This is a genomic window from Brucella intermedia LMG 3301 (assembly GCF_000182645.1).
Lineage (GTDB): Bacteria > Pseudomonadota > Alphaproteobacteria > Rhizobiales > Rhizobiaceae > Brucella > Brucella intermedia.
Window position 1 is genome coordinate 1,273,617 of the sequence record NZ_ACQA01000002.1, and the last position, 22,773, is coordinate 1,296,389.

The window sequence follows — 22,773 nt, forward strand, 5'->3', positions numbered from 1 at the left end:
GCTTAGCGCCCGCCCGGCTTGAAGTTCTGCAAGGTGCTCAGAATATCCATCGAAATGCCGACGGAAGAAGTGCCGCCCAGAAGCAGGGACGCAATCGACGCCGGGCTGCTCGCGGTCGGGTTGTTCATCTCATACATAGCGGTAAAGCGCGAAATGAGCTTCGAGACGTAATCGGGGTCCGACATTTTGGTGAAGTCGATCTTGTCCTCGATCATCTTCGCCTGCTTGTCGATATCGGCATTGGATATGGTGGATGGCCAGCCGAAGGTCGTCTGGATCATCGACACCAGCGCCTTGTCGCCCAGAATTTCATAGGCATTGGTCAGCGTCGGGGCCTTGCGCTGGAAATAGAGCGCCAGCCGCACGCCTTCATTCTGGCTTCCGGCTTCCGTCTCCAGTGTTTGGCGGAGATATTTGTCGACCACGCCCTGCTGCGCCGCCGTGCTCTGGGTCGCCTCCGCGCCCTTGCCCTCGAAATCGAAGACCGTCGCAAATTCCTTGTATCGCTTGTCGGTCAGCTTGTTGGCCATGGCATCATCGCTTTTGATGCCTTCGGTCAATATCTTGCGCACGAACGCCTTGGCGAAGGCCATGTCTTCCAGACCGAACGCCTTCAGCGCATAATTATAAAGGCGGCTGTCGGCCATGAAATCATCGACGGATTTCACCTTGCCGATATTCTCCTTGTAGTAGGCGGTTTCCCGCTCCACCATCGGTTCCTTCGAAACACGCTGCAACGACCGCGCCATATCCGACGCGATCAGGCGATAGCTCGTCATCGTATCGACCATGCGCATGACCCCCTGACTCTATTTCGATCCTTATGCAGGACCAAGCTTGTCCGAAGCTGATTTTATCTGCGCGCTGCAGACAAGGTTCGCGCAAGGCGCAGCACTTAGGTTCCCGGCAAACAGAATGTAGGCGGGAGTCTCGAGCTTTGGGCATTATTGTCGGTCTTGTCATCACACTGGGCTGTATGCTGGGCGGCTTTATCGCCATGGGCGGACATGTGAGCGTGCTTATCCAGCCCTGGGAGTTCGTCATCATTCTGGGTGCCGCACTCGGCACCTTCTTCATCGCCAACCCCTTTTCGCTCGTGAAGGACACGGGCCGCGCCTGCATGGAGGCATTCAGCAATGCCGTCCCAAAGCAGCGCGATTATCTGGACGTTCTGGGCGTGCTCTACAGCCTGATGCGCGAACTGCGCGCCAAGTCGCGCAATGAAGTTGAAGTGCATATCGACAATCCGAAGGAATCGCCGATCTTTCAGGCCTATCCAAGCGTATTGAAGAAAGAGGACCTCACCAATTTCATCTGCGACTATTGCCGCCTCATCATCGTCGGCAATGTGCGCTCGCATGAGATCGAGGCGCTGATGGACGAGGAAATCCACACCATCGCCCGCGACAAGCTCAAGCCCTACCATGCCATGGTCAGCATTTCCGAAGCGCTTCCGGCGCTCGGCATCGTTGCCGCCGTCCTCGGCGTGATCAAGGCCATGGGCGCGCTGGATCAGTCGCCGGAAGTGCTGGGCCACCTGATCGGCGCGGCCCTCGTCGGCACCTTTGCCGGTATCTTCTTCTCCTATGGCGTGGTCGGCCCGATCGCAGCCAAGATCAAATCGACCCGCGAAAAGAACAATCGCCTCTATATCGTCGTGAAGCAGACGCTCCTCGCCTATATGAACGGCTCCCTGCCGCAGATCGCCGTGGAATATGGCCGCAAGACCATCTCCGCCTATGATCGCCCGACCATCGATGTGGTCGAGCAGGAAACCATGGCGAGCGCGGCGACACAGCAGGCCGCATAAGATGACCACCGCCGAAACCGCCACATTGGGACAAAACCGCAAAACCGATGTTCTGGCCGAGAATGTGCTGCGCGCAGCCGGTCTTTCGGGCGACGACCTGAAATCGCTTGCCCATGTGTTCAAGGATGCCTCGACGCATTTCTGCGACCGGCTGAAACATGGCTGCGCCGCCGCGTTCGACATTGATGCGGGTCAGGTGGAAAGCACCGACGAAGCCGCCTTTGCCGACATTCTCGACAAGGCTGCGATCATCGCGCCGCTGAAGGCCGAGCGCTGGGGCTGCACGCTTTATCTGACCGCCGATGCAACCCTCGTCTTCTCCGTGATCGAGGCGATGTTCGGTGCGCAAGGCAATATCGGGGGCAATGTCGGTTCCGTCGATGAGGACCGTCCCTTCGGCATGCTGGAGCAGAAGATTTCCGCACTTCTGGCCGGTCATCTTGCCAAATCGCTCGATCAGGTGTTCGCCGGAAACGGCCAGACGCTTTTTGCTGCCGGTGAATGCATCGATACCGCCGAATTCGATCGGGAGAATTTCGAGCGCTCGCGCCTTTTCGCCTGCCGCATCGATGTTACCGCCGCAGGCAAGACCGGTCGGGTGCACCTGCTGCTGCCGCGCAGCACGCACAAGCCGATGCAGGATGCCGTGGCCGCCTTTTTACGCCGCCCGATGAATCAGGCCGATCCGAGCTGGGCGAAGAAGATGCGGCACGAGGTCAGTCGCGCGCGCATCGAGCTTGAGGCATTCATCCAGCAGGGATCGATGACGCTGGACGCATTGTCGATGCTGGAAATCGGCCAGGTTCTGAAACTGCCCGCCGACGCCATGGAGCAGGTGCGCCTGCGCGCCGGCGATCAGCAGCTTTTCAAGTGCACGCTCGGCAAATCGGGCATTCATTTCACAGTCAAGGTCGGCGACCCGGTCAATCAGGAAGAGGATTTCATCGATGAGCTTGTTGCTGGCTAACGTGCTTTCCACATTGATGGCTCTCGCCTCGCTTGCGGCCCTGATCGTGGTTGGCCGCAAGGCTAATGAGACGATCAAGCTCGGCAAGCTGCTGGCGCTGCGCGTCGCAGCCGCCTCCAACGGGCTGGAGCGCGCCGTCAAGGCCATCCAGAGCGAGCGCACCGATCTTGGCACTGCCCTGGCTGACGAAAACACCAGGCTTGAAGCCCGCCTTGCCGAAACGCAGCGCGTGCGCCGCGAAATGGAAGAGGCGATCGAGGAGTTGAACCGGCTGCGCAAGGCGCTGACCCGCGACATCCGCCATGCGCGCAATGTCGCCGACAGCGCACGGCGCACCGACGACCGGACCGCCGCCGCCGAACAATCGCTCCCGAAGGAAAAGAACGCACTGCCGGTCTTCGTGCGCCGCACGGTCAGGAAGGCAACGGTCGAACTCGCAGGCCAGGCATGAGCAAGGAAACCGAGGACAAGAACATGCAGCAGGAACTGGACGAAGCCATTGAGGAACTGCGCGAGGAAAAGCCGCGCAGCGCGCAGAAGGGGCCATCCAAGCCGAATCTCGAACTCATCATGGGCATTCCCGTCGATGTGCAGGTTGTCCTTGGCGGCACGACCATGCCGGTTGCCAATCTGATGAAGCTCGGTCGCGGTGCGGTCATCACGCTCGACAAGCAGATCGGCGATCCGGTCGATATCGTGGTCAATGGCCGCGTCATCGCCCGTGGCGAAGTGATCGTCCTTGAAGACGATTCCTCGCGTTTCGGTGTCAGCCTCACCGAAATCATCGGCAAGTAACGGACGTGACCATGGCCGACAATGAACAGCAAGCCCTCGCGGAAGACCTTGAAGGGACCGCCAGCGGCCTCGTCGATACGCTGACCGGCCCGCAAAAGGCGGCGGCGATCCTCGTTGCCATCGGTCGCCCTGCGGCCGCGCGTCTTCTCAAGCATTTCAATGCCGAGGACCTGCGCAAGCTTGCCGGTCATGCCCGCACGCTGGAGCCGATTTCACCGCTCGATTTCGAACATCTGGTCAAGCAGTTCGAGGATTCCTTTGCCGAAGGCGCGCCGGTTTCGGAAGCTGCCCAGCGGTTCGAGGGCCTGCTGCGCGAAACGCTGCCGCAGGAAGAGGTCGATGCGGTTCTGGAAGAGCGCGTCCAGCCGCAACTCGTTCAGGAATCCGTCTGGGTGCAGCTCGGCCGCCTGCCGGTGGAAAGCCTGCAGGCCTATCTGACGGACCAGCATCCGCAGATCATCGCCTATATCGTGTCGAAGCTGCCGTCCGACCTCGCGGCCCGGCTGTTCGTGGTATTGCCGCCGCAGTTGCGCAACGCCGTCGTGCAGCGCTCGCTCCATATCGGCAATGTCGCACCGGCTGCGGCGGAACTTCTCGAAGACGTGCTGCGGCGCGATCTTCTGGGCCGCAGCGATTCCGGACCGGTAAAGGCGCATCACGGCCAGATCGCCAATATCTTCAACCAGCTCGACAGAAGCGAGATGGAAGAACTGATGGCGAGCCTTGAAGACCTCAACCGCGACGATCTCAACCGCATCAAGGCCAAGCTCTTCACCTTTGAAGACATCGAGCGCCTGTCGCAGCGCGCGCGCCTGCTGCTCTTCGATGAAGTGCAGACGGAACAGATCGCAACGGCGCTGCGCGGAGCGGACACAAGGCTTCAGGAACTCGTTCTCTCCTCGCTCTCGACCCGTGGCCGCCGCATGGTGGAAACCGAGCTTGGCGCCGAGCAGGGCAACATAACCGCGCAGAACATTGCCGATGCGCGCCGCACGATAGCCCGTATCGCCATCGATCTTTCCGAACGCGGCATCATCACCCTCGACGCTGGCGAAGCTTCGTCCTGATTGCGGTGACCCATGGCAGATGATGCTGACAAGGAAAGCAAAACAGAAGAAGCCACCGAACAGAAGATCCGCGACGCCTTGGAAAAGGGCAACATGCCCTTTTCCCGCGAAACGCCGATCCTCGCTGGCATCGCTTCCTTTCTGATCATCGCAGTCTTTGTCGCTGGACCTGCCACAACGAAGCTTGCCGTCTTCCTGCGGGAACTGATCGACCGTCCCGAAGACTGGCTCCTCAACAGCGCCGAGGATGCGAGCCGTCTGTTCGGCGTTCTGGCGCTCGCCGTCGGCGCGGCCCTCGTGCCGGTATTCATCATCATTCCGCTTGCCGGCATTGCGGCCTCCGCGTTCCAGAATGCGCCGCGTTTCGTTGGCGAGCGCATCCGCCCGCAGGCCTCGCGCATATCGCCTCTCAAGGGGTGGCAGCGTATTTTCGGGCGCAGCGGTCAGGTCGAGTTTCTCAAGTCGCTGGCCAAATTTCTGGCGGCGAGCGTCATCGTCTTCGTCGTCTTTTTCAGCGGCAACAGCCTTTTCACCGATGCGGTCGCCTCGGACCCCAGCGCCTTGCCCGAATTCCTGCGTGAGAACATGGTGCGCCTGCTGGTCGCCAATGTTCTGGCCATCACGGCAATTGCCGGTTTCGACCTTGCCTGGTCGCGCATTCACTGGCGGCAGGAACTGCGCATGACCCGGCAGGAGGTGAAGGACGAACTGAAGCAGTCGGAAGGCGACCCGCTGGTCAAGTCTCGCCTGCGATCGCTCGGTCGCGACCGTGCGCGCCGCCGCATGATCAACACCGTTCCGACGGCAACGCTCATCGTCGCAAATCCGACTCATTTTTCCGTAGCACTGCGCTACAAGCCCGATCAGGATGCGGCCCCGGTCGTCGTGGCAAAGGGGCAGGATCTGATCGCTCTCAAGATAAGAGAGATCGCCGCGCAGCATTCCATCCCGATATTCGAGGACGTTCCGCTGGCGCGCGCGCTCTATAAACAGGTCAATGTCGACCAGATGATCGCACCGGAATTCTACAAGGCCGTGGCCGAGCTGATCCGGGTCATCAATACGCGGCATGCATTACATTAGAGCATGTCTCAAAGGTGGGAACTGGGAGTGAGACATGCATAAGAACAATTGGATAATCATGATATTTATATGTTCCGGAACAGTGACGGCCTGTTCCCCAGATTGGCGGTGAAACCATGAAGAGCCTGCAATTCTCCAACGAGCGCGAGGCGATCATTGCCCGGGAACCTGCGCGAAGTCGCAACCGATCTTCGTCTGGTCGATCCGGCCGACTACATCGCCCTTCATACGCTGCGAGCTTTTTGCCAATATCGCCGATATCGTCAGTTCGGCGACCGAGCTTTATTTCTTTCCCGGCACGCTGGAACTCGGACATGGCGGGGAATATCGCTGCGACTGGCAGTCGCCACCGGCCATCGTGCTCGACATGGAGTTTCGCAATCAGGGCGTCTACGCCTATTTTCGGCTGACGCTGACCGACAAGACGGCGGGGATTGAGCTGAACCACATCGCCTTCGAGGACGCCGACGAAGACCCGGCCAGGAACACGGCGCGGCTTGCCAACGCCTTCGACGCCGCCCGCCTGCCGCTCAGAAAAAGGGCCTGAAAGCACAAAACACCGGATGCCTGAAACATCCGGTGTTCTTGTCTCTGCAAGTCCGCTGGCATCAGTCCAGATGATGGACTTCCGGCATTTCGATGATGCCGAGCGACAGCGCCGTCGCCACGGCTGAAGTGCGGTTGGAGCAGTTGAGCTTGATCTTGGCGTTCTGGAGATAAGTCACCACCGTCCAACGCGCGATGTTCAGGATTTCCGCGATCTCGCCATCCGTCTTGCCATTTGCGGCCCAGCGCAGGCAGTCGACTTCGCGCGGGGTCAGAAGACTGGACACCGTCGCCACATCCTTGCAGCCGCACAGCGCCGAATGGATGATGCCCGACAGGCTCAACAGGCGCGGGCGAAGCTTCGCCACGAACTGTTCACGGTCCTCGTCCGGGCTGATCTCGAAGCTGAACAGCGAACAGCCGACCGCACCTTTCTGGCCGCGGGCCGAGACGGCGATGAAAATATTGCCCAGCCCGTGCTTTTCCGCATCCTGCAGCATGTCGGCGACAGCCGGACACTGGTCTGCGTCTTCCTGGAGATTGCGAACGATGCCGCTTACATCGTCTTTGAAATAGGGCGCATCTTCCTGAAAGATCGGGTCGACAACGAAATAGTTCTTGGTGGAGTAGCGGGCGGCCCAGTTGGCGGGCACAGTCATCACGACCGTCAGGTCGGAAGAACTGGTTTTCGAGCAATCGCCCATCCGTCCACGATAAGTGTGCAAGATGTGACGACAACCGATCTCGTCGCGAATTCGTGTCAGCAGAGCAAGCGTATCGCTCTGGAAGGAAGTGCCAAAAAATGTCTTCTTAAAATTCGGAAAATGAATCAGATCGAGTGTCATTAATATAATGTCCTTAATGCTGGCAGGCGATTATTACCGTGTCCAAAAAGGGGGCCGAATCGGGGCCTGAAGCCATTCAATCTTTTGTATAAGTGACAAAAAAAACAGGGGGTCTGACAACCTTCAATTAATCGATAGCAAAGAATTGCACACAAAAGCGGTGCCGAAATAAGGCCTAAATGAGAAGTTAATTGGTGTGGCGGTAAACTTTTTTTGAGAATCAAGCAATGCCATGCTCAACTTGTTCTATTTCAGAACAGTTTCATTCTCATTTCCGTAAGCTCTGTAGAAGAAATCCACTGCCAGCTCGACATTGCTGCGAATCGTTTCCGCTGATGGCGGCTCCGACAAGGCCCCGAAAAGCCGCGGCCTGTAGAGGCCCGACAGGAAAAGATCGGAAAGCTGATAGGCCATCCGGTCGGCATCGAAAGGCTTGAGCTTGCCGCTTTCGATCATCCGCCTGAGATAGTCGGCCATCACCACGAGGCTGCGCTTCGGGCCACGCTCATAGAACCGCGCGGCAAGCTCCGGCTTGCGCTCGCTCACGCCCAGCACGATCCGCTGGGCGCGGATGGCGGTGGAGGAAGTGATGAGCGTCACCAGCGCCACGCCGAAATCGGTCAACTCCTGACGGTTCCCGAAACCGCTGTCTAGAGTGGCGATCAATTCGCTGAACATCGTGTGGCGATAGTGTTCGCACAATGCGACGAACAGGTCTTCCTTGCTGTTGAAGTAGACGTAGATCGTGCCCTTCGACACGCCAGCTTCACGCGTGATGTCGTTCATGCTGGCTGCATCGAAACCCATGCGCAGGAACACGTCCTGAGCGCCTTCGAGAATCTGGCGGCGTTTTGCAGGGTCCTGACCGGCACCCAGCCGCGTGCGACCGCATTCCGTTTCGGAGCAGGACGACTTGCTTTGACCCATAATGCCGACATCTTTCCCATCATGCCGGTTCCGGTCATGCATCATCGTATCCGTTGTTCCTTTGGTCTTGCGATCAGGCTTCATTTTAGAGACTCTTGAATTTTTTCGAACCAAGCGGTTCGATATGCTCTTGATATGCGCATCTTATTGATCTATGTCAACATCGAACCGAGCGGTTCAATCCCAAGGATGTCCAGAGAGTTTCCCTATGTCCGCCCCGAAGTCCGTTGATAAGGCCGATATTCATCCGTTTCCCAACGCCAAGAACTTCGCCTCGGCAACCCAGCCGGCGACGAATGAGGCGCCGCTGAGCGAGAGATCGCAGCCCCATACCGCGCCGAACCCGCAGGAAGCCGCACCCAGGGAAACCGGGGAAACCGCCAAGGGCGGCAAGAAGAAGGGCTTCGGCAAACGCGTACTTTTGCCCGGCATTCTGACGGTCGCGGTCGCAGGCGGCCTCTGGTTCGCCTATGACTGGTGGACGGTCGGACGGTTCATGGTTTCGACCGACGACGCCTATGTGCAGGGCGACATTGCGTCCATCGCGCCGAAAGTTACCGGCTATATCGAAAACATCCCCGTGGCCGCCAACCAGCAGGTCAAGGCTGGCCGATGTGATCTTCCAGCTCGATGCAGGCGACTACCAGATCGCGCTCGATGAAGCCGAAGCCAAGCTCGCGACCCAGAAACAGACCCTCGTTCGCATCAAGGCCCAGACCGACGCCGCGCAGGCAACCCTGCAACAGGCCGATGCCGACAAGCAGGCCGCAACGGCTGTTCTGACCAATGCGCAGAACACGATCGCGCGCGTGCAGAAGCTGCACGACACGCGTTTCGTCGCGCAGGCCGAACTCGACACGGCCCAGTCCTCGCTGGACCAGGCGCGCGCCAAGGTTGCCGGCAGCGATGCGCAGATCGCTTCTGCCAAGGCCAATATCGAAGTGCTCAACGCCCAATATAGCGAAGCCGAAAGCACGGTAAAATCGCTGGAACTTGCCCGCGACAAAGCCGCACGCGACCTGTCCTTCACGACGCTGCGCGCGCCCTTCGACGGGGTGGTGGGCAATCTTTCCGGCAAGAAGGGCGATCTCGTTTCGCCGGGCCAGAAGATTGCGGCGCTTGTCCCGGTCAATGAGCTTTATATCGACGCGAACTTCAAGGAAACGCAGCTCGCAAAGATCAAGACCGGCGAAACCGCGCATATCTATGTCGACGCTATCGACGGCACGAAGTTCGACGGCAAGGTCGCGTCCATCGCTCCGGCTTCGGGCGCCGTGTTCTCGCTGCTGCCGCCGGAAAACGCGACCGGCAACTTCACCAAGATCGTGCAGCGCGTTCCCGTGCGCATCATGATCCCGAAGGAAGCGCTGGAATCCGGCAAGATCCGCGCGGGCCTCAGCGTCGTGGTCGATATCGACACGCGCACGGCCCCCGAGCAAAAGGCCGACTGATCGAGCCCTTTGGCTCACTTGAAATAACAGATGGCGGCGCGGCGAAACGGATTTCGCGCCGCCTTTCTCTTCCATTCCGGAGTGCGCCGTCATGGCCGCAGACACGACAATGGGGCCGATAGCCCCGGCAGAAGACCGCATCGACCCCAAGAAGGCCATCGGCTTTCTGGCCATGGTGTTCGGCATGTTCATGGCGATCCTGGACATTCAGATCGTCTCGGCTTCGCTGGCTGAAATCCAGGCGGGTCTCAGCGCCAGTTCCGACGAAATCTCCTGGGTCCAGACGTCCTACCTGATTGCGGAAGTCATCATGATTCCGCTGTCGGGCTTCCTTGGACGCCTTTTGTCGACGCGCGTGCTCTTCACCGTTTCTGCGGCAGGCTTCACGCTGGCCAGCATGCTTTGCGCGACGGCGACGAACATCGAGCAGATGATCGTCTACCGCGCAATTCAGGGCTTCATCGGCGGCGGCATGATCCCGAGCGTGTTCGCAGCCGCCTTCACCATCTTCCCGCCTTCCAAGCGTTCCATCGTTTCGCCGATGATCGGTCTGGTCGCAACGCTTGCGCCAACCATCGGCCCGACGATCGGCGGCTATCTGAGCCACGCCTTCTCATGGCACTGGCTGTTTCTGGTCAATGTCGGCCCCGGCATCCTCGTTACCATCGCCGCATGGAACCTCATCGACTTCGACGAAGGCGACAGCTCCCTTCTGAGCAAGTTCGACTGGTGGGGCCTTCTCGGCATGGCCGCATTCCTCGGCTCGATGGAATATGTTCTGGAAGAAGGCCCGCGCAATGACTGGCTTCAGGATGAAGCCATCTTCGTCCTGACCGGCGTTATGATCGTCGGCGGCATTCTCTTCTTCTTCAGGGCCTTTACCGCAGAAGAGCCTATCGTGGACTTGCGAGCCTTCAGGAATGTCAATTTCGCATTCGGCTCGGTGTTCTCCTTCGTGATGGGCGTCGGTCTTTATGGCCTCACATATCTATATCCGCTCTATCTGAGCACTGTTCGCGGCTATGATGCCCTGATGATCGGCGAAGCGCTGTTCGTCAGCGGTCTCGCCATGTTCTTCACCGCGCCGGTGGCGGGTTTCCTTTCCAACAGGATGGACCCGCGCCTGATGATGATGATCGGCTTCCTCGGCTTTGCGGCAGGCACATGGATGGTGACGGGTCTGACGGCCGACTGGGATTTCCACGAATTGCTGTTGCCGCAGATTCTGCGTGGCTGCTCGCTGATGCTGTGCATGGTGCCGATCAACAATCTGGCGCTCGGCACGCTTCCGCCTTCCCTGCTGAAAAACGCATCGGGCCTCTTCAACCTGACGCGCAACCTGGGCGGCGCCGTCGGCCTTGCCGTCATCAATACGATCCTCACCCGGCGCGGCGACATGCATTATGAGCGGCTGGCCGAACATGTTCGCTGGGGCAATGCCGAAGCGGAAAGGATGATCGCCAACCTGACCGCCAAATATAATGCGGCAGGCATGGACGGCGCGACGATTGCCATCGCCAAGCTTTCCGGCATGGTGCGCCAGCAGGCCACTCTTCTGTCCTTCATCGACGTGTTTTTCATCCTCACGATGATGTTCTGCTCGCTTGCCGTCTGCGCCATCATGCTGCGCAAACCCAAGCAGGTCGGCGGTGGCGGTGGAGGGCATTAGCTCTCCGCCTCCCAATTTCATACGAAACCTATTAGGGTTCGATCATCTTTCAGAAATTTTCGTTTATCGCAGAAATTCGACCGTGATGCCGCGCGGAGACAAACCCCTGTCGCGCAGGGAAAAGCCTCTTGCAGAATTATGACAACGACGAATTTACTGTCACATTTCCTGTCATAAAAATGCTGCTCCCGCAAACGGATGAATTGCTAAGTCTCTGAAAACGTGTTTCACTTTCCACCGCTGGCAGTTTGTGACAAGCCACAAACTGTCATCCAACCGTCATATAGGGCGGGTATCGGGAATGCGCGAGCACCGGAATCGACCGGGGGCGTTCGCCGGACCTTAAACAGGGGAGTCAAACAATGCTTGCTTACACAGCGCGTCTGCTGTCGCTTTCGACGGCAATCGCCGTTGCCGGGGTTTCCATCGCCGCTGCCGAACCGTCAGCCGAACTGATCGCCGCTGCCAAGGCGGAAGGCGAACTGACCACCATCGCACTCCCGCATGACTGGTGCGGCTATGGCGAAATCATCAAGAGCTTCAAGGACAAGTACGGCCTCAAGGTCAACGAACTGAACCCGGACGCCGGTTCGGGCGATGAAATCGAAGCCATCAAGGCCAACAAGGACAACAAGGGCCCACAGGCTCCTGACGTCATCGACGTCGGCTTCGCCTTCGGCGCTTCGGCCAAGAAGGACGGCCTGATCCAGCCTTACAAGGTCGCGACCTGGGACGAAATACCAGACAGCGCCAAGGACCCTGAAGGCCACTGGTATGGCGACTATTACGGCGTGCTCGCCTTCGAAGTGAACAAGGACATCGTCAAGGACATCCCGCAGGATTGGGAAGACCTGCTCAAGAGCGACTACGCAAATTCCGTTGCGCTTGCAGGCGATCCGCGCGTTTCCGCACAGGCCATTCTCGGCGTTCATGCCGCCGGCATCGCCCGTGGCGGCGAGCCGGGCGAAGCCGCAGGCAAGAAGGGCCTCGAGTTCTACAAGGAACTGAACGCCAACGGCAATTTCGTTCCGGTCATCGGCAAGGCCGCTTCGCTGGCGCAGGGCTCGACCCCTATCGTCATCCGCTGGGACTATAACGCGCTCGCCGACCGCGACACGCTCAAGGGCAATCCGGAAATCGAAACCGTCATCCCGAAGACGGGTGTCATCGCCGGTGTCTACGTGCAGGCGATCAGCGCCTACGCTCCGCATCCGAACGCTGCGAAGCTGTGGATGGAGCACATCTATTCGGATGAAGGCCAGCTCGGCTACCTGAAGGGCTACTGTCATCCGATCCGCTTCAACGCGATGGCGAAGGCTGGCAAGATCCCGCAGGAACTGCTCGACAAGCTGCCGCCAGCAGCAGCCTATGAAAAGGCTATCTTCCCGACCCTGGAACAGATCGAGGCAGCACAGGCCACGATCACCAAGGAATGGGACAGCGTCGTGGGCGCAAACGTCCAGTAAGCGCTTCTGTCGCATCGAACACATGTCGCGTCGGCCCCAAACGGTCGGCGCGACATCAAACTGGTTTCATTTGCCCTCCCGTCCTCTTTTCCAAACAGCGCCGCGCTCTTTGGCAAACAGGATGGGCAGACTGCAAAGATGCAATGTAATTGCCCCAGGGGCGAATGACCGCCCTGCCGATCGCAAGATATAAACAAGAAGTCGGAACGGTTCTGTCAGTTTCCGTTCTGCCGGGAACCGGTCCAAAGAAAGAACCTATGAGTTCAATTGCCGAAACATCAGCCCCCAGCGGAGTGCGCAAGCGCCGGCTTCCGTTGTCCTGGCTTGGCGTGACGCCGTTTTTCATCTTCGCCATCCTGTTTCTGATCTGGCCGACGATGTACCTCATCATCGGCGCCTTTCAGGACCCGGCTGGAAACTTCACGCTCCAGAACATCCATGATCTCTTTCAGCCGCAGATCATGAGCGCCTACTGGATTTCCATCAAGGTCAGTCTGGCCTCGGCCATCGGCGGCGCGATCATCGGCTTCTTTCTGGCCTGGGCGGTTGTCCTCGGCAACCTGCCCTCCTGGCTGCGGCCGACGGTGCTGACCTTTTCGGGCGTTGCCTCGAACTTCGCAGGCGTGCCGCTTGCCTTCGCCTTTCTTGCGACGCTGGGGCGAACCGGCTTCGTGACGATCCTTCTCAAGGAATGGTTCGGCTTCAACCTCTATGCGACAGGTTTCAACCTGCTCTCCTTCTTCGGCCTGACGCTGACCTATCTGTTCTTCCAGATACCGCTGATGGTGCTGATCCTGACGCCCGCCCTCGACGGACTGAAAAAAGAGTGGCGCGAGGCATCTTCCATTCTGGGTGCGACCACCGCGCAATATTGGCGCATGGTGGCCTTTCCGATCCTGTGGCCGAGCCTGCTCGGCACGACGCTTCTCCTGTTCGCCAACGCCTTCGGCGCCATCGCCACCGCCTACGCCTTGACGGGTTCCTCGCTCAACATCGTGCCGATCCTGCTCTTTGCCCAGATCCGTGGCGACGTTCTGCATAACCAGAACCTCGGCTATGCGTTGGCCCTTGGCATGATCGTCATCACAGGTATCTCCAACCTCATCTATATCTGGCTGCGCATTCGCGCCGAGAGGTGGCAGCGATGAAAAAGAAAGGCATAAATGCCCAGAAAATCGGTGCCTGGATCGCCTTCCTGATTGGCGCGATCTATTTCCTCGTGCCGCTCATCGGCACGTTCGAATTCTCGCTGCGCATGCGGCGCGGCGAATATTCCTTCGATGCCTATCGCGTCGTGTTCTCCGACCCGAATTTCCAGGCGACCTTCGGCTATTCCATCCTGCTTGGCCTGTTGACCATCATCTTCGGCGTGCTTCTGGTCGTGCCGACCGCCTACTGGGTGCGCCTGCGCCTGCCGCAATTGCGCCCGGTGATGGAATTCATCACGCTGTTGCCGCTGGTCATTCCGGCCATCGTCATCGTGTTCGGATATCTGCGCATCTACAACTCGTCATCCTGGCTGCCGTTCACCGCATCGACACGAGCGACCGACCTCCTGTTGATGTTCGGCTATATGACGCTTTCGCTGCCCTATATGTATCGTGCCGTCGATACGGCAATGCGCACTATCGACGTCAATACGCTAACCGAAGCCGCGCAAAGCCTCGGCGCTGGCTGGGGCCGCATCATGTTCAAGGTGATTTTTCCGAATGTGATTTCCGGCGTGATGAGCGGTGCCTTCATCACATTCGCCATCGTCATTGGCGAGTTCACGCTGGCCTCGCTTTTGAACCGCCCTGCCTTCGGTCCCTATCTGCAGCTGGTCGGCGCAAACCGCGCCTACGAACCGTCAGCGCTGGCGATCATTTCGTTTGGCATAACGTGGCTCAGCATCATCATGCTGCAGCTCGTCTCGCGCCTCAATAAATTCAAGACAACCGCCGGGTAAGATTCATGGCTTTTCTGAATATCAAAAACCTGAAAAAGAGCTTCGGCGCCAATACCGTCGTCCACGATTTCAACCTTGCCGTGGAAAAGGGCGAATTCGTCTCCTTCCTCGGCCCGTCAGGCTGCGGCAAGACGACCGTTCTGCGCATGATCGCCGGTTTCGAGATGCCCGACAGCGGCGCCATCGAAATCAACGGCAAGGATGTGGTGGACCTCAAGCCCAACCAGCGCAATATCGGCATGGTGTTTCAGGCCTATGCGCTTTTCCCTAATATGACGGTGGCGCAGAATGTTTCGTTCGGCCTGCGCGTTGCCGGAAAGTCGAAGGCAGAAATCGACGCCACGGTGAAGGAAATGCTGGGCCTCATCCGCCTCGACCATCTGGCGGATCGCTATCCCTACCAGATGTCCGGCGGCCAGCAGCAGCGCGTCGCGCTGGCGCGCGCGCTTGCCACCAAGCCGCAGGTTCTTCTGCTCGACGAGCCGCTATCGGCACTCGATGCCAAAATCCGCATATCCTTGCGCGAAGAAATCCGCGCCATCCAGCAGAAGCTCGGCATTACGACCGTCTTCGTCACCCACGATCAGGAGGAAGCGCTGTCGATCTCCGACCGCATCGTGGTCATGCATGAAGGCCGCGCCGACCAGATCGGATCGCCTTTCGACATCTATAACCGCCCTGCCTCGCGCTTCGTGGCGTCGTTCGTCGGCACGCTCAACATGCTGGAAGCCTCGGTCAGCGAACCCGGCCGGAACAGCATCGAGCTCGACGGCCGCACCATCACGGTGCAGGAAACGCTCGACCATCATCCGAAGGGCAAGCCGCTGACGCTGGCCTTGCGCCCGGAAGCTGTCAGCCTCGAAGCGCGCAAGAGCCACGATACAGCGCTGGAAGCAACGATCGACGATGTTCATTTCCTCGGTTCCGTCATTCGCACGCGTGTGACGCTCGGCAAGAACCGCCTTTCGTTCGACACGTTCAACGATCCGACTCATCCGCCGCCGCAGCGCGGCGACAAGGTGACCGTGCATTTCGCCTCACGCGATCTGCTCGTGCTGGCAGATTAAAACAAAAAAGCCGCCCAGTGGGCGGCTTTTTCAATTACAGCGAATTTTATTCGCCCCAGGGACCGTGGAAATCCCCGTCCTTGTCGATCCGCTTGAAGCCGTGCGAACCGAAGAAATCGCGCTGGCCCTGGAGGAGATTGGCGGTGCCAAGCGCCTGCGTAAAACTGTCGAAATAGCTGAGCGCCGAGCCCAGTGCAGGCAAAGGCAGGCCAGCGAGCGCCGCCTTGGCGACGATCTGGCGAAGGCCGTTGGAAGCCTTGCTCATGCGTTCGACAAAGGCGGGCGCCAGCAGCAGGTTGCGGCTTTCGCTGTCCTCGAAGGCGTGGGCGATATCGTCCAGCAGCTGCGAACGAATGATGCAGCCCGCGCGCCAGATGCGGGCGGTTTCTGCAAGCGGGATGTTCCAGCCGTGCTCCTGCGATGCGGCTTCCATCACCGCGAACCCTTGAGCGTAAGCGGCGATCTTGCCCGCCAGCAGACCCTGCTCCAGATCGGCGAGGAATTTTGCCTGATCGGAAATCTCGAGGCTGCGCTGGCCGGGATTATAGGCCTTTGCGGCAAGCGCGCGCGCCGCCTTCAGCGAGGACAGGGAGCGGGCAGCGACCGCAGCTTCAATCGCGGTTGCCGGAACACCCAGCATCTGCGCCTCGATGGCCGCCCAGCGGCCCGTGCCCTTCTGGCCGGCTTCATCGAGGATCATGTCGACCATCGCCTTGCCGGTTTCCGGATCGGTCGCCTTCAGCACCTTGGCGGTGATCTCGATCAGATAGGAGTTGAGCGGACCCTGGTTCCACTTCTCGAACACATCGCCGATGGCAGGGGCGGAAAGCCCGAGACCGTCACGCAGGATGCCGTAGATTTCGGCAATCATCTGCATGTCGGCATATTCGATGCCGTTATGGATCGTCTTGACGAAATGACCGGCGCCATCGGGGCCCACCAGCGCACAGCAAGGTTCGTCCTTGTATTTGGCGGCAGCGGCAAGCAGGATCGGCGCGATGCGCTCATAGGCTTCCTCGGTGCCGCCGACCATCATCGACGGACCGTGGCGCGCACCTTCCGCACCGCCGGAAACGCCCATGCCGACAAAGGTCGGATCATTGGGGCCGAGCGCCTTCAGACGGCGCACCGTGTCGCGATAATCGGAATTGCCAGCGTCGATCATGATGTCGCCCTTCTCAAGATAGGCCTTGAGGCGGGTGGTCTCAGCATCGACGGGAGCGCCTGCCTTGATGAGGAAGATGATCGGGCGCGGCTTGCGGATATTCGCCGCGAGGTCCTCGAAAGTAGGGCAAGCAATGATCTTGTCGCGCAGCGGGCCAGCCTTTTCGAGGAAGGCTTTCAGCACAGGCTCATCACGGTCATAGACGGCTACCGTATAGCCCTTCTCGGCTATGTTCAGCGCCAGGTTGGAGCCCATGACGCCAAGGCCGACCATTCCGATATCTGCTTTTTCCATTTTGTGCCCTTCGCAAATGCAACCGACCGGCCGTCGTCTAGACACATGCAGAACATCGAACGCCGACAAGCCGAACCGATAAGAATAGGCCGCCGCCGGATTTCGGCAGCAGCGCATGTCAATCTGTATCCTATTGTGGGATGATCTAGGGCATATGACGCAAAGTTGATAGACCTCCCGTCACGAAAATCACCGGTTTTGCCCGCATAACCGCCTTGTTAAATCGGTTAGCTGGCCTGAAAACCCGTGTTTCGCGATTTTCACACCCGTTCCAGCTTGTGATGCGGCAGCGGCGGCAATTCGATAGTGATCGCGTCGTCCGCCTTTACCATGCCACCTGCAAGAACGATGGTCATGATGCCCGACTTGCGGACCAGTTCGCCATCGGGGGTGCGGTCCAGCACAGCATTCAGAAGCCCGGCCTGGAAATTCTCTATCTGGGCGCAGGGGTTGCGCAGGCCGGTCGCTTCCAGAACGACTTCATCGCCGATCCTGATCAGCGCGCCCTGGGGCAGACCCAGCAGATCGACACCGCGCGTGGTGATGTTCTCGCCAAGGTCGGCGGGCGCAACATCGAACCCCTTTTCGGCCAGCTCGTCGAAAAGCTCGGCATGGATGAGATGCACCTGCCGCAGATTGGGTTGTGTCGGGTCGGCCCGCACGCGGGAACGGTGCTTTACCGTCACGCCCTGATGCGCATCGCCTTCGACGCCATGCCCCGTGATGATGCGGATTTCCGGCACGACCTGTTTGGAAAAACGATGCTCACCATCCCGCGCTACAGCCACGACAAATCCGCTCATCAAACCCACCTTGTGAAAGACATCCTGACAGGACAAAGAAACTTCGTTAGCCGCATTACATGAGCTATATAGCACCTGTATGAAGTTGCGGGGCAAGCACGTGAATCAGGACAGGCAGGCAAAGACAGACTTTCGCTGGGGCATATGGGGCACGGGCACGATAGCCAACGCCTTTGCGGACGATATTCAGGCAAGCACGGGGATGCGTGTCACCGCTGTTTGCTCGCGCGCGGCGGAGACCGCCGAAGCTTTCCGCCGGCGGATCGGCGCTGACAAGGCATTCAGCGATTCAGGCGCGTTTCTCGCCCATCCGGATATCGATGCCATCTATATCGCCACTTCGAGCGCGATGCATGTGCTGCAGGCCATGCAGTCAATCGCGGCCGGCAAGCCATGCCTGATCGAAAAGCCGCTGTCGCTGGATGCGGCGGGCGCACGGCAGATCGAAGCCGCTGCGAAAGCAAAAAACGTCTTCGCCATGGAGGCGATGTGGAGCCGCTTTCTGCCAGCGATCCGCGCCGCCAGGAAGCATATCGACAGCGGTCGCATCGGCGCGGTGACGCGCATTGAAGCCGATCTGTCCTATATCCGCGCCTATGACCCGCAAAGCCGCTTCTTCAGTCCGGAACTTGGCGGCGGCGCTGCATTCGATCTCGGTGTTTATCCGGTTTCGCTGGCACTGTATTTCCTTGGCTTGCCGGATCATGCGGACGGCCGCTGGCAGCGCGCCAGAAGCGGCGTCGACATGCGTACCGATTTCCAGCTCGGCTGGCGGGGCGCTACAGCCAGCCTTTCCTGCGGCTTCGACCGCGACGGCGAGAACAGCATGCTGATCGAGGGGACCAAAGGCACGATCCTGATCCATTCGCCATTTCTGAAAGCCCAGAGGCTGACGCTGTTTTCTGCCTTTGCCGCGCGGTCATCGCTCGGCCCGAATGGCGGCAAGGGGTTTGTAGGCAAGGTCATGAACCGCCTGCCCCTGCCGGGCCGCACCATCGAAACCTATGCTTTTTCCGGCAACGGATTGCAGTTTCAGGCCGAAGCGGTCCGCGATGCGGTGCGAAGCGGCCGGATATCCGATGCGATCATGCCGCTCGACCATAGTGCAGCCGTTGCCGACATCATCCGCAAGGTGCTGTCGAAGGGTTGAAAAGCGTATCCCGAAAAGTGTGAAACGGTTCTCGGATAAGATGCGCGCCAGGACAAATTTTCAGAAAGACGAGCTGAGATCGGCTCTCTAGAAACTGCTTCTCATCCTGTAAGGCTGCGCATTTTCACCGGCATTGTTCAGGGCAAGCGCGATTTCGGTGATATGCAGCGCCACATCGCCAGAGAAGAACGCCTTGTCGCCCGTCTGGATTGCGCGGGCCTGATCGGCGATGCCCCGCACGAAATCGATCTGTGAGGGATACATGGGCAGCGACCGCTTGTCGGCCTTCGGATAGGACAGCTTTGTGCCGACGGTCGGTTTCCAGGACAGAAACTTGCCGACGCGCATTTCGATGATGCCGAACAGGCGCGCGAGAAAACGGCGCTTTTCCTCCGTGCGTTCAAGACGGACGACCGAACGATTATCCCAGAGATCATCCACCACTATCGAGCCCTTGTCGGCAACGATTGTCAGGCTGCGATCCTTCGGCATGGCAAGCCCCGATGTGAGACGCGCCACCAGCCCCGACTTGAAAACGAGACAGCCGACCGAAAAATCAGGCGCCATATGCAGATGCTCGGTTCCCGGCCCCTTGTCCGGAAAGGTTATCGCGGAAAATGCCGAGACACTTTCGACCGGACCGAACAGCGACACCAGCCATGACAGCGCATAGCCCGCATGTTCCAGCGTGCAGCCGATCTCAAATTCGTGCAGGCCGGGCCACGGCGCTCCCGACTGCGAACGCCAGCTTGACCATTTGTCACGAAATACCGGCCCGTCTTCCATTTCCGCATAGACAAGACGCGGCACGCCGATGCCATTCATTACGCTTGCTACCAGACGATAGGCATCGCTGAGGCCATTGGCCGGGAGCTGCCGCGAGCGTGAGCCCTGCCTTCCGCGCAAAAGCGACCAGCGCTTCCGCATCGTCATAATTCATCGCCAGCGGCTTTTCGGAATAGACGTGCTTTCCCGCCGAAAGCGCTGCATGGGAGATTTCAAAATGACTTTCAGGCGTGGTCAGGTTGACGACGATCTCTACGTCCGGATCGGCGAGGACTGCCTCGAAACTCTCATAAGCACTGACCGAGTAATGCGCGCAGAACGCCTTCAGCCGCTCGGGAGAGCGGTCATAGGCGCCGCGCAGCGTCAGTTCGGGATAATTGCGCAGCGTGGTCATGTAGTAGTCGGCAACAAATCCGGTCCCGACAATTGCGATATTCATGAAGTGGCTCCGGCTAAAAGCATTTCCAGCAAAAGTGCGAAACGGTCCTGCGTTGGATAATGCGTGTAAACAAAGAGATAGAGCGGTTCCACGATTCTGTTTTCACTGGAACCGCTCTATCGTTTCGGGATGATGATTTTCGCGGTCAGCCTGAGGCCGAAGATCGCAAAGACGAGCGTGAGCCAGACCGGGTCCATGCGGCGGAAGAAGAAGCTTTCCAGCATGGCGTTCAACGTTCCGAAGAACACGACCATCAGGAAGAAATCGGCCAGCAGCAGGTTTTCCCGCACCGGGCGGCAGCGCGCGTAATTGACCAGCGGCATGACGATGATGACGAAAATAGCACAGATGAGCGCCGGAACCCCCATCGACAGCGCGATATCGAGATAACCATTGTGCCCATGCACGATGCCGCGCACATCCCAGTCGAGATAATACGGATTGGCGGCTTGCTTCGCGATCGGTGTGCCCCAGAAGCTTTCATAGCCGAAGCCGGTCCACGGGCGCTGGGACAGCGCTTCCACCGCAAAGGCCCAGATGGAGGTGCGCCCGGTAAAGGTGGGATCGACATCGAGTTGCAGAACGAGCTGATGCATCGGCTCGAACAGGACCGTGCCGAAGGTAAACAGCGCAAGCAGAAACTGGATCGTGAAGACTGCCACCGGCGCGAGGAAACGGAGGCCGAAAAGACCGGGGGTGATCACGAGCAGCATGGCCAGCGGCACCAGCGCCGCCGTCGTCTTCGATCCGGTCTGCGAAACGAAGACCAATGCGGAGACGGCAATCAGGAAACCGCTCACCCGCCAGCCGCGCCGCCACAGATAGACACCGGCGAAGGAAAAGGCGGCCATGACCGGACCGGCAATGTTCTTGTGCGTGAAGACACCGCGCCAGAGATAGGCGTTCTGCGGTTCCAGCGCGTCGGCGCCGTGGGTGCCGAGATTTGGCAGAAGCACGACGCCCGCATAGGAAACGACGATGACGATCGAAGCCACAGTGACCAGCATGGCCGAATAGGCGTCGCCATCCTGCGGCAGGCTGAGGACGGCAATGACCGTCAGAATGCCGATCATCGTCAACAATACGCCGCGTATCGCGGTTGCCGGATCGGGGCTTGCGAAAACCGACGCCAACAGGAAGGCAAACATCAGCAGCCAGCCGGGGCTGACGATTTTGGCCACCTTCTTCGGATCGGCGAACATGGCAAGCGACAGCAGGGATACGGCTCCGAGACAGCCGAAACCGAGCTGGTTGATGGCATCGCCGCCGCCCGACGCATCCCCGCTCGCCGCGGCGCTGAGCGGATTGAAGGGACGGAAGGAAATCAGCAGAATGCAGAATGTTATCGTGGCGATAACGAGCGCAATCGTGCGGACTGTCGCCCGCACGTTGGCTTGCGCCGCAACATCGGAACGCGCGTCAGTTCTTGTCCGGGTTGCGATATTGCTCATTCAGATATCCAAAATGGGCCATGACGCGGCCCAGCCCGATATGGATGAAGTAAGTCCCGACCGGCACGAAGCGCGCCGCGATGCCGCGCCGCAGGGCCTTGATCGGAGAATAAGCCAAAAGAGCGAGACTTTTCAAAAAAACACGCACCTGACCCAAAGGCTCGTCCTTGCGCTGGCGTTGCTCGATCAGCGTTGACAGGACGCCGTTGCGCAGGCCCCGCGCCGTGATCCAGTCGCTCTCCAGCCGCCGTGCCGGAATAGTCTCCCGCACGATGCCTTCGTTGCACCAGGCAATCGTGAAGCCTTTGGCGCGGGAGCGGTTGATGAAATCGGAATCGCCGCCGCCGGTGAAATTGAACTTCAGGTCCATGAACGGATAGCCGATGGCTTCCAGAACCGGGCGGGCGATCAACAGGTTGCCGGATGAATAGATGATTGGAACCGGCCCGGTCTTGCTGTAATGCGGCAGGAAAACCGGATGCCTTGCCCATTTTTCCGAACCCGGCTTCTCAAAAATCGGATATTGGGGACCGCCGACGAGGCTGGCATTATAGCGCTCGGCGGTTGCCACCATGTTTTCGATCCAGGCCGGATCGGCGAGTTCGTCATCATCGATGACGATGACATATTTGAAATTCGGGAAATAGGTCGTCGCCGTCAGCCAGCCTGCATTATAGGCATTGCAGTTGCCGCGATGGGATTCCACGATCAGCATGCCGTTATATTTTCCGGCCTCGAACTGTGGTGCCGCAACCTTGGCGCCTTCCCGGTCCTCCGCCTCGTTTTCGATCACCACGACCGCGAAGCGGCGGCTGGTGACTTGGGCATTGAGCGTATCCAGCGTGCGGATGACATGCTCCGGACGGCGAAATGTCGGCAAGGTCACCACCACCTCTACTTCATCGAAACGAAGTTTAGGTGTTTTAGCAATTACTTGTATATGATCCGGTAATACAGACATTACGCCACCCAATATTTAACGACCCATGTTTTCACCGGGCCTATTCAAAAACAATTAAAGAAAAGTTCACCGCGTGGTTGTAA

General features: G+C 59.1%; 19 protein-coding genes and 3 pseudogenes. 14 read left to right on the forward strand and 8 right to left on the reverse strand.

Features of this window, described 5'->3' with window-relative positions; all coding sequences use genetic code 11:
- Positions 1-2: 2 nt before the first annotated feature.
- Positions 3-791: a DUF1217 domain-containing protein gene (locus OINT_RS18465; RefSeq protein ID WP_006471433.1), complete on the reverse strand. Its 789-nt coding sequence runs from the start codon at positions 789-791 to the stop codon at positions 3-5.
- A 146-nt stretch (positions 792-937) separates the two neighbouring features.
- Here OINT_RS18465 and motA point away from each other — a divergent pair, with 146 nt between their 5' ends.
- From motA to OINT_RS18500, 7 genes and pseudogenes are all read left to right on the forward strand, one after another.
- Positions 938-1,810, forward strand: coding sequence for a flagellar motor stator protein MotA (motA, locus tag OINT_RS18470; RefSeq protein WP_006471432.1), 873 nt, complete (start codon positions 938-940; stop codon positions 1,808-1,810).
- A gap of 1 nt (position 1,811) precedes the next feature.
- Complete coding sequence (locus OINT_RS18475; protein ID WP_006469423.1) at positions 1,812-2,777, forward strand: FliM/FliN family flagellar motor switch protein; 966 nt, start codon at positions 1,812-1,814, stop codon at positions 2,775-2,777.
- Positions 2,758-3,228 carry a BAB2_0123 family type IV secretion system effector gene (locus OINT_RS18480; protein WP_006469424.1) on the forward strand — a complete coding sequence of 157 codons (471 nt, stop codon included), beginning with the start codon at positions 2,758-2,760 and terminating at the stop codon, positions 3,226-3,228. The genes OINT_RS18475 and OINT_RS18480 overlap by 20 nt, the downstream gene beginning before the upstream one ends.
- On the forward strand, positions 3,225-3,572 hold the full coding sequence (fliN, locus tag OINT_RS18485) for a flagellar motor switch protein FliN (RefSeq protein ID WP_006469425.1): 348 nt from the start codon (positions 3,225-3,227) through the stop codon (positions 3,570-3,572). Before OINT_RS18480 ends, fliN begins: the two co-directional genes overlap by 4 nt.
- A gap of 11 nt (positions 3,573-3,583) precedes the next feature.
- Positions 3,584-4,639 (forward strand): flagellar motor switch protein FliG, encoded by a 1,056-nt coding sequence (locus tag OINT_RS18490; protein WP_006471430.1) that lies wholly within the window; start codon positions 3,584-3,586, stop codon positions 4,637-4,639.
- 12 nt (positions 4,640-4,651) lie between these two features.
- On the forward strand, positions 4,652-5,722 hold the full coding sequence (gene flhB, locus OINT_RS18495; RefSeq protein WP_006469427.1) for a flagellar biosynthesis protein FlhB: 1,071 nt from the start codon (positions 4,652-4,654) through the stop codon (positions 5,720-5,722).
- 116 nt (positions 5,723-5,838) lie between these two features.
- Positions 5,839-6,269 (forward strand): annotated as a pseudogene (locus OINT_RS18500) (hypothetical protein).
- Between the two features lie 61 nt (positions 6,270-6,330).
- Here the strand turns inward: OINT_RS18500 and OINT_RS18505 are convergent.
- Positions 6,331-7,113 carry a helix-turn-helix transcriptional regulator gene (locus tag OINT_RS18505; protein ID WP_006469429.1) on the reverse strand — a complete coding sequence of 261 codons (783 nt, stop codon included), beginning with the start codon at positions 7,111-7,113 and terminating at the stop codon, positions 6,331-6,333.
- A gap of 246 nt (positions 7,114-7,359) precedes the next feature.
- Positions 7,360-8,124 (reverse strand): TetR/AcrR family transcriptional regulator, encoded by a 765-nt coding sequence (locus OINT_RS18510; protein WP_006471427.1) that lies wholly within the window; start codon positions 8,122-8,124, stop codon positions 7,360-7,362.
- Between the two features lie 124 nt (positions 8,125-8,248).
- On the opposite strand from OINT_RS18510, the pseudogene OINT_RS18515 reads away from it, so the two are divergent.
- From OINT_RS18515 to OINT_RS18540, 6 genes and pseudogenes are all read left to right on the forward strand, one after another.
- Positions 8,249-9,491 (forward strand): annotated as a pseudogene (locus OINT_RS18515) (HlyD family secretion protein).
- A gap of 91 nt (positions 9,492-9,582) precedes the next feature.
- On the forward strand, positions 9,583-11,160 hold the full coding sequence (locus OINT_RS18520) for a DHA2 family efflux MFS transporter permease subunit (protein WP_006469431.1): 1,578 nt from the start codon (positions 9,583-9,585) through the stop codon (positions 11,158-11,160).
- Between the two features lie 362 nt (positions 11,161-11,522).
- Positions 11,523-12,626: an ABC transporter substrate-binding protein gene (locus OINT_RS18525; protein ID WP_006469432.1), complete on the forward strand. Its 1,104-nt coding sequence runs from the start codon at positions 11,523-11,525 to the stop codon at positions 12,624-12,626.
- Between the two features lie 257 nt (positions 12,627-12,883).
- A complete protein-coding gene (locus OINT_RS18530) occupies positions 12,884-13,774 on the forward strand; it encodes an ABC transporter permease (protein WP_006471425.1) in 891 nt (296 codons plus the stop codon).
- Positions 13,771-14,574, forward strand: a complete 804-nt coding sequence (locus OINT_RS18535; RefSeq protein ID WP_006471424.1) for an ABC transporter permease — start codon at positions 13,771-13,773, stop codon at positions 14,572-14,574. The genes OINT_RS18530 and OINT_RS18535 overlap by 4 nt, the downstream gene beginning before the upstream one ends.
- 5 nt (positions 14,575-14,579) lie before the next feature.
- On the forward strand, positions 14,580-15,641 hold the full coding sequence (locus OINT_RS18540; protein WP_006469435.1) for an ABC transporter ATP-binding protein: 1,062 nt from the start codon (positions 14,580-14,582) through the stop codon (positions 15,639-15,641).
- A 46-nt stretch (positions 15,642-15,687) separates the two neighbouring features.
- Here the strand turns inward: OINT_RS18540 and gndA are convergent, their stop codons facing one another.
- Positions 15,688-17,100 (reverse strand): NADP-dependent phosphogluconate dehydrogenase, encoded by a 1,413-nt coding sequence (gene gndA / locus OINT_RS18545; protein WP_006471423.1) that lies wholly within the window; start codon positions 17,098-17,100, stop codon positions 15,688-15,690.
- 260 nt (positions 17,101-17,360) lie between these two features.
- Positions 17,361-17,903, reverse strand: a complete 543-nt coding sequence (locus OINT_RS18550; RefSeq protein WP_006471422.1) for an MOSC domain-containing protein — start codon at positions 17,901-17,903, stop codon at positions 17,361-17,363.
- Positions 17,904-18,003: 100 nt separating this feature from the next.
- Here OINT_RS18550 and OINT_RS18555 point away from each other — a divergent pair, with 100 nt between their 5' ends.
- Positions 18,004-19,053 (forward strand): Gfo/Idh/MocA family protein, encoded by a 1,050-nt coding sequence (locus OINT_RS18555; RefSeq protein ID WP_006471421.1) that lies wholly within the window; start codon positions 18,004-18,006, stop codon positions 19,051-19,053.
- Between the two features lie 87 nt (positions 19,054-19,140).
- Here OINT_RS18555 and OINT_RS18560 read toward each other — a convergent pair.
- The 3 genes and pseudogenes from OINT_RS18560 to OINT_RS18570 form a co-directional block, all read right to left on the reverse strand.
- Positions 19,141-20,278: pseudogene (locus tag OINT_RS18560) on the reverse strand (Gfo/Idh/MocA family protein).
- A 116-nt stretch (positions 20,279-20,394) separates the two neighbouring features.
- A complete protein-coding gene (locus OINT_RS18565; protein ID WP_006469439.1) occupies positions 20,395-21,729 on the reverse strand; it encodes an O-antigen ligase family protein in 1,335 nt (444 codons plus the stop codon).
- Entirely contained in the window at positions 21,698-22,690 is a 993-nt protein-coding gene (locus OINT_RS18570) for a glycosyltransferase family 2 protein (RefSeq protein WP_006471419.1), read from the reverse strand. The genes OINT_RS18565 and OINT_RS18570 overlap by 32 nt, the downstream gene beginning before the upstream one ends.
- Between the last annotated feature and the right edge of the window lie 83 nt (positions 22,691-22,773).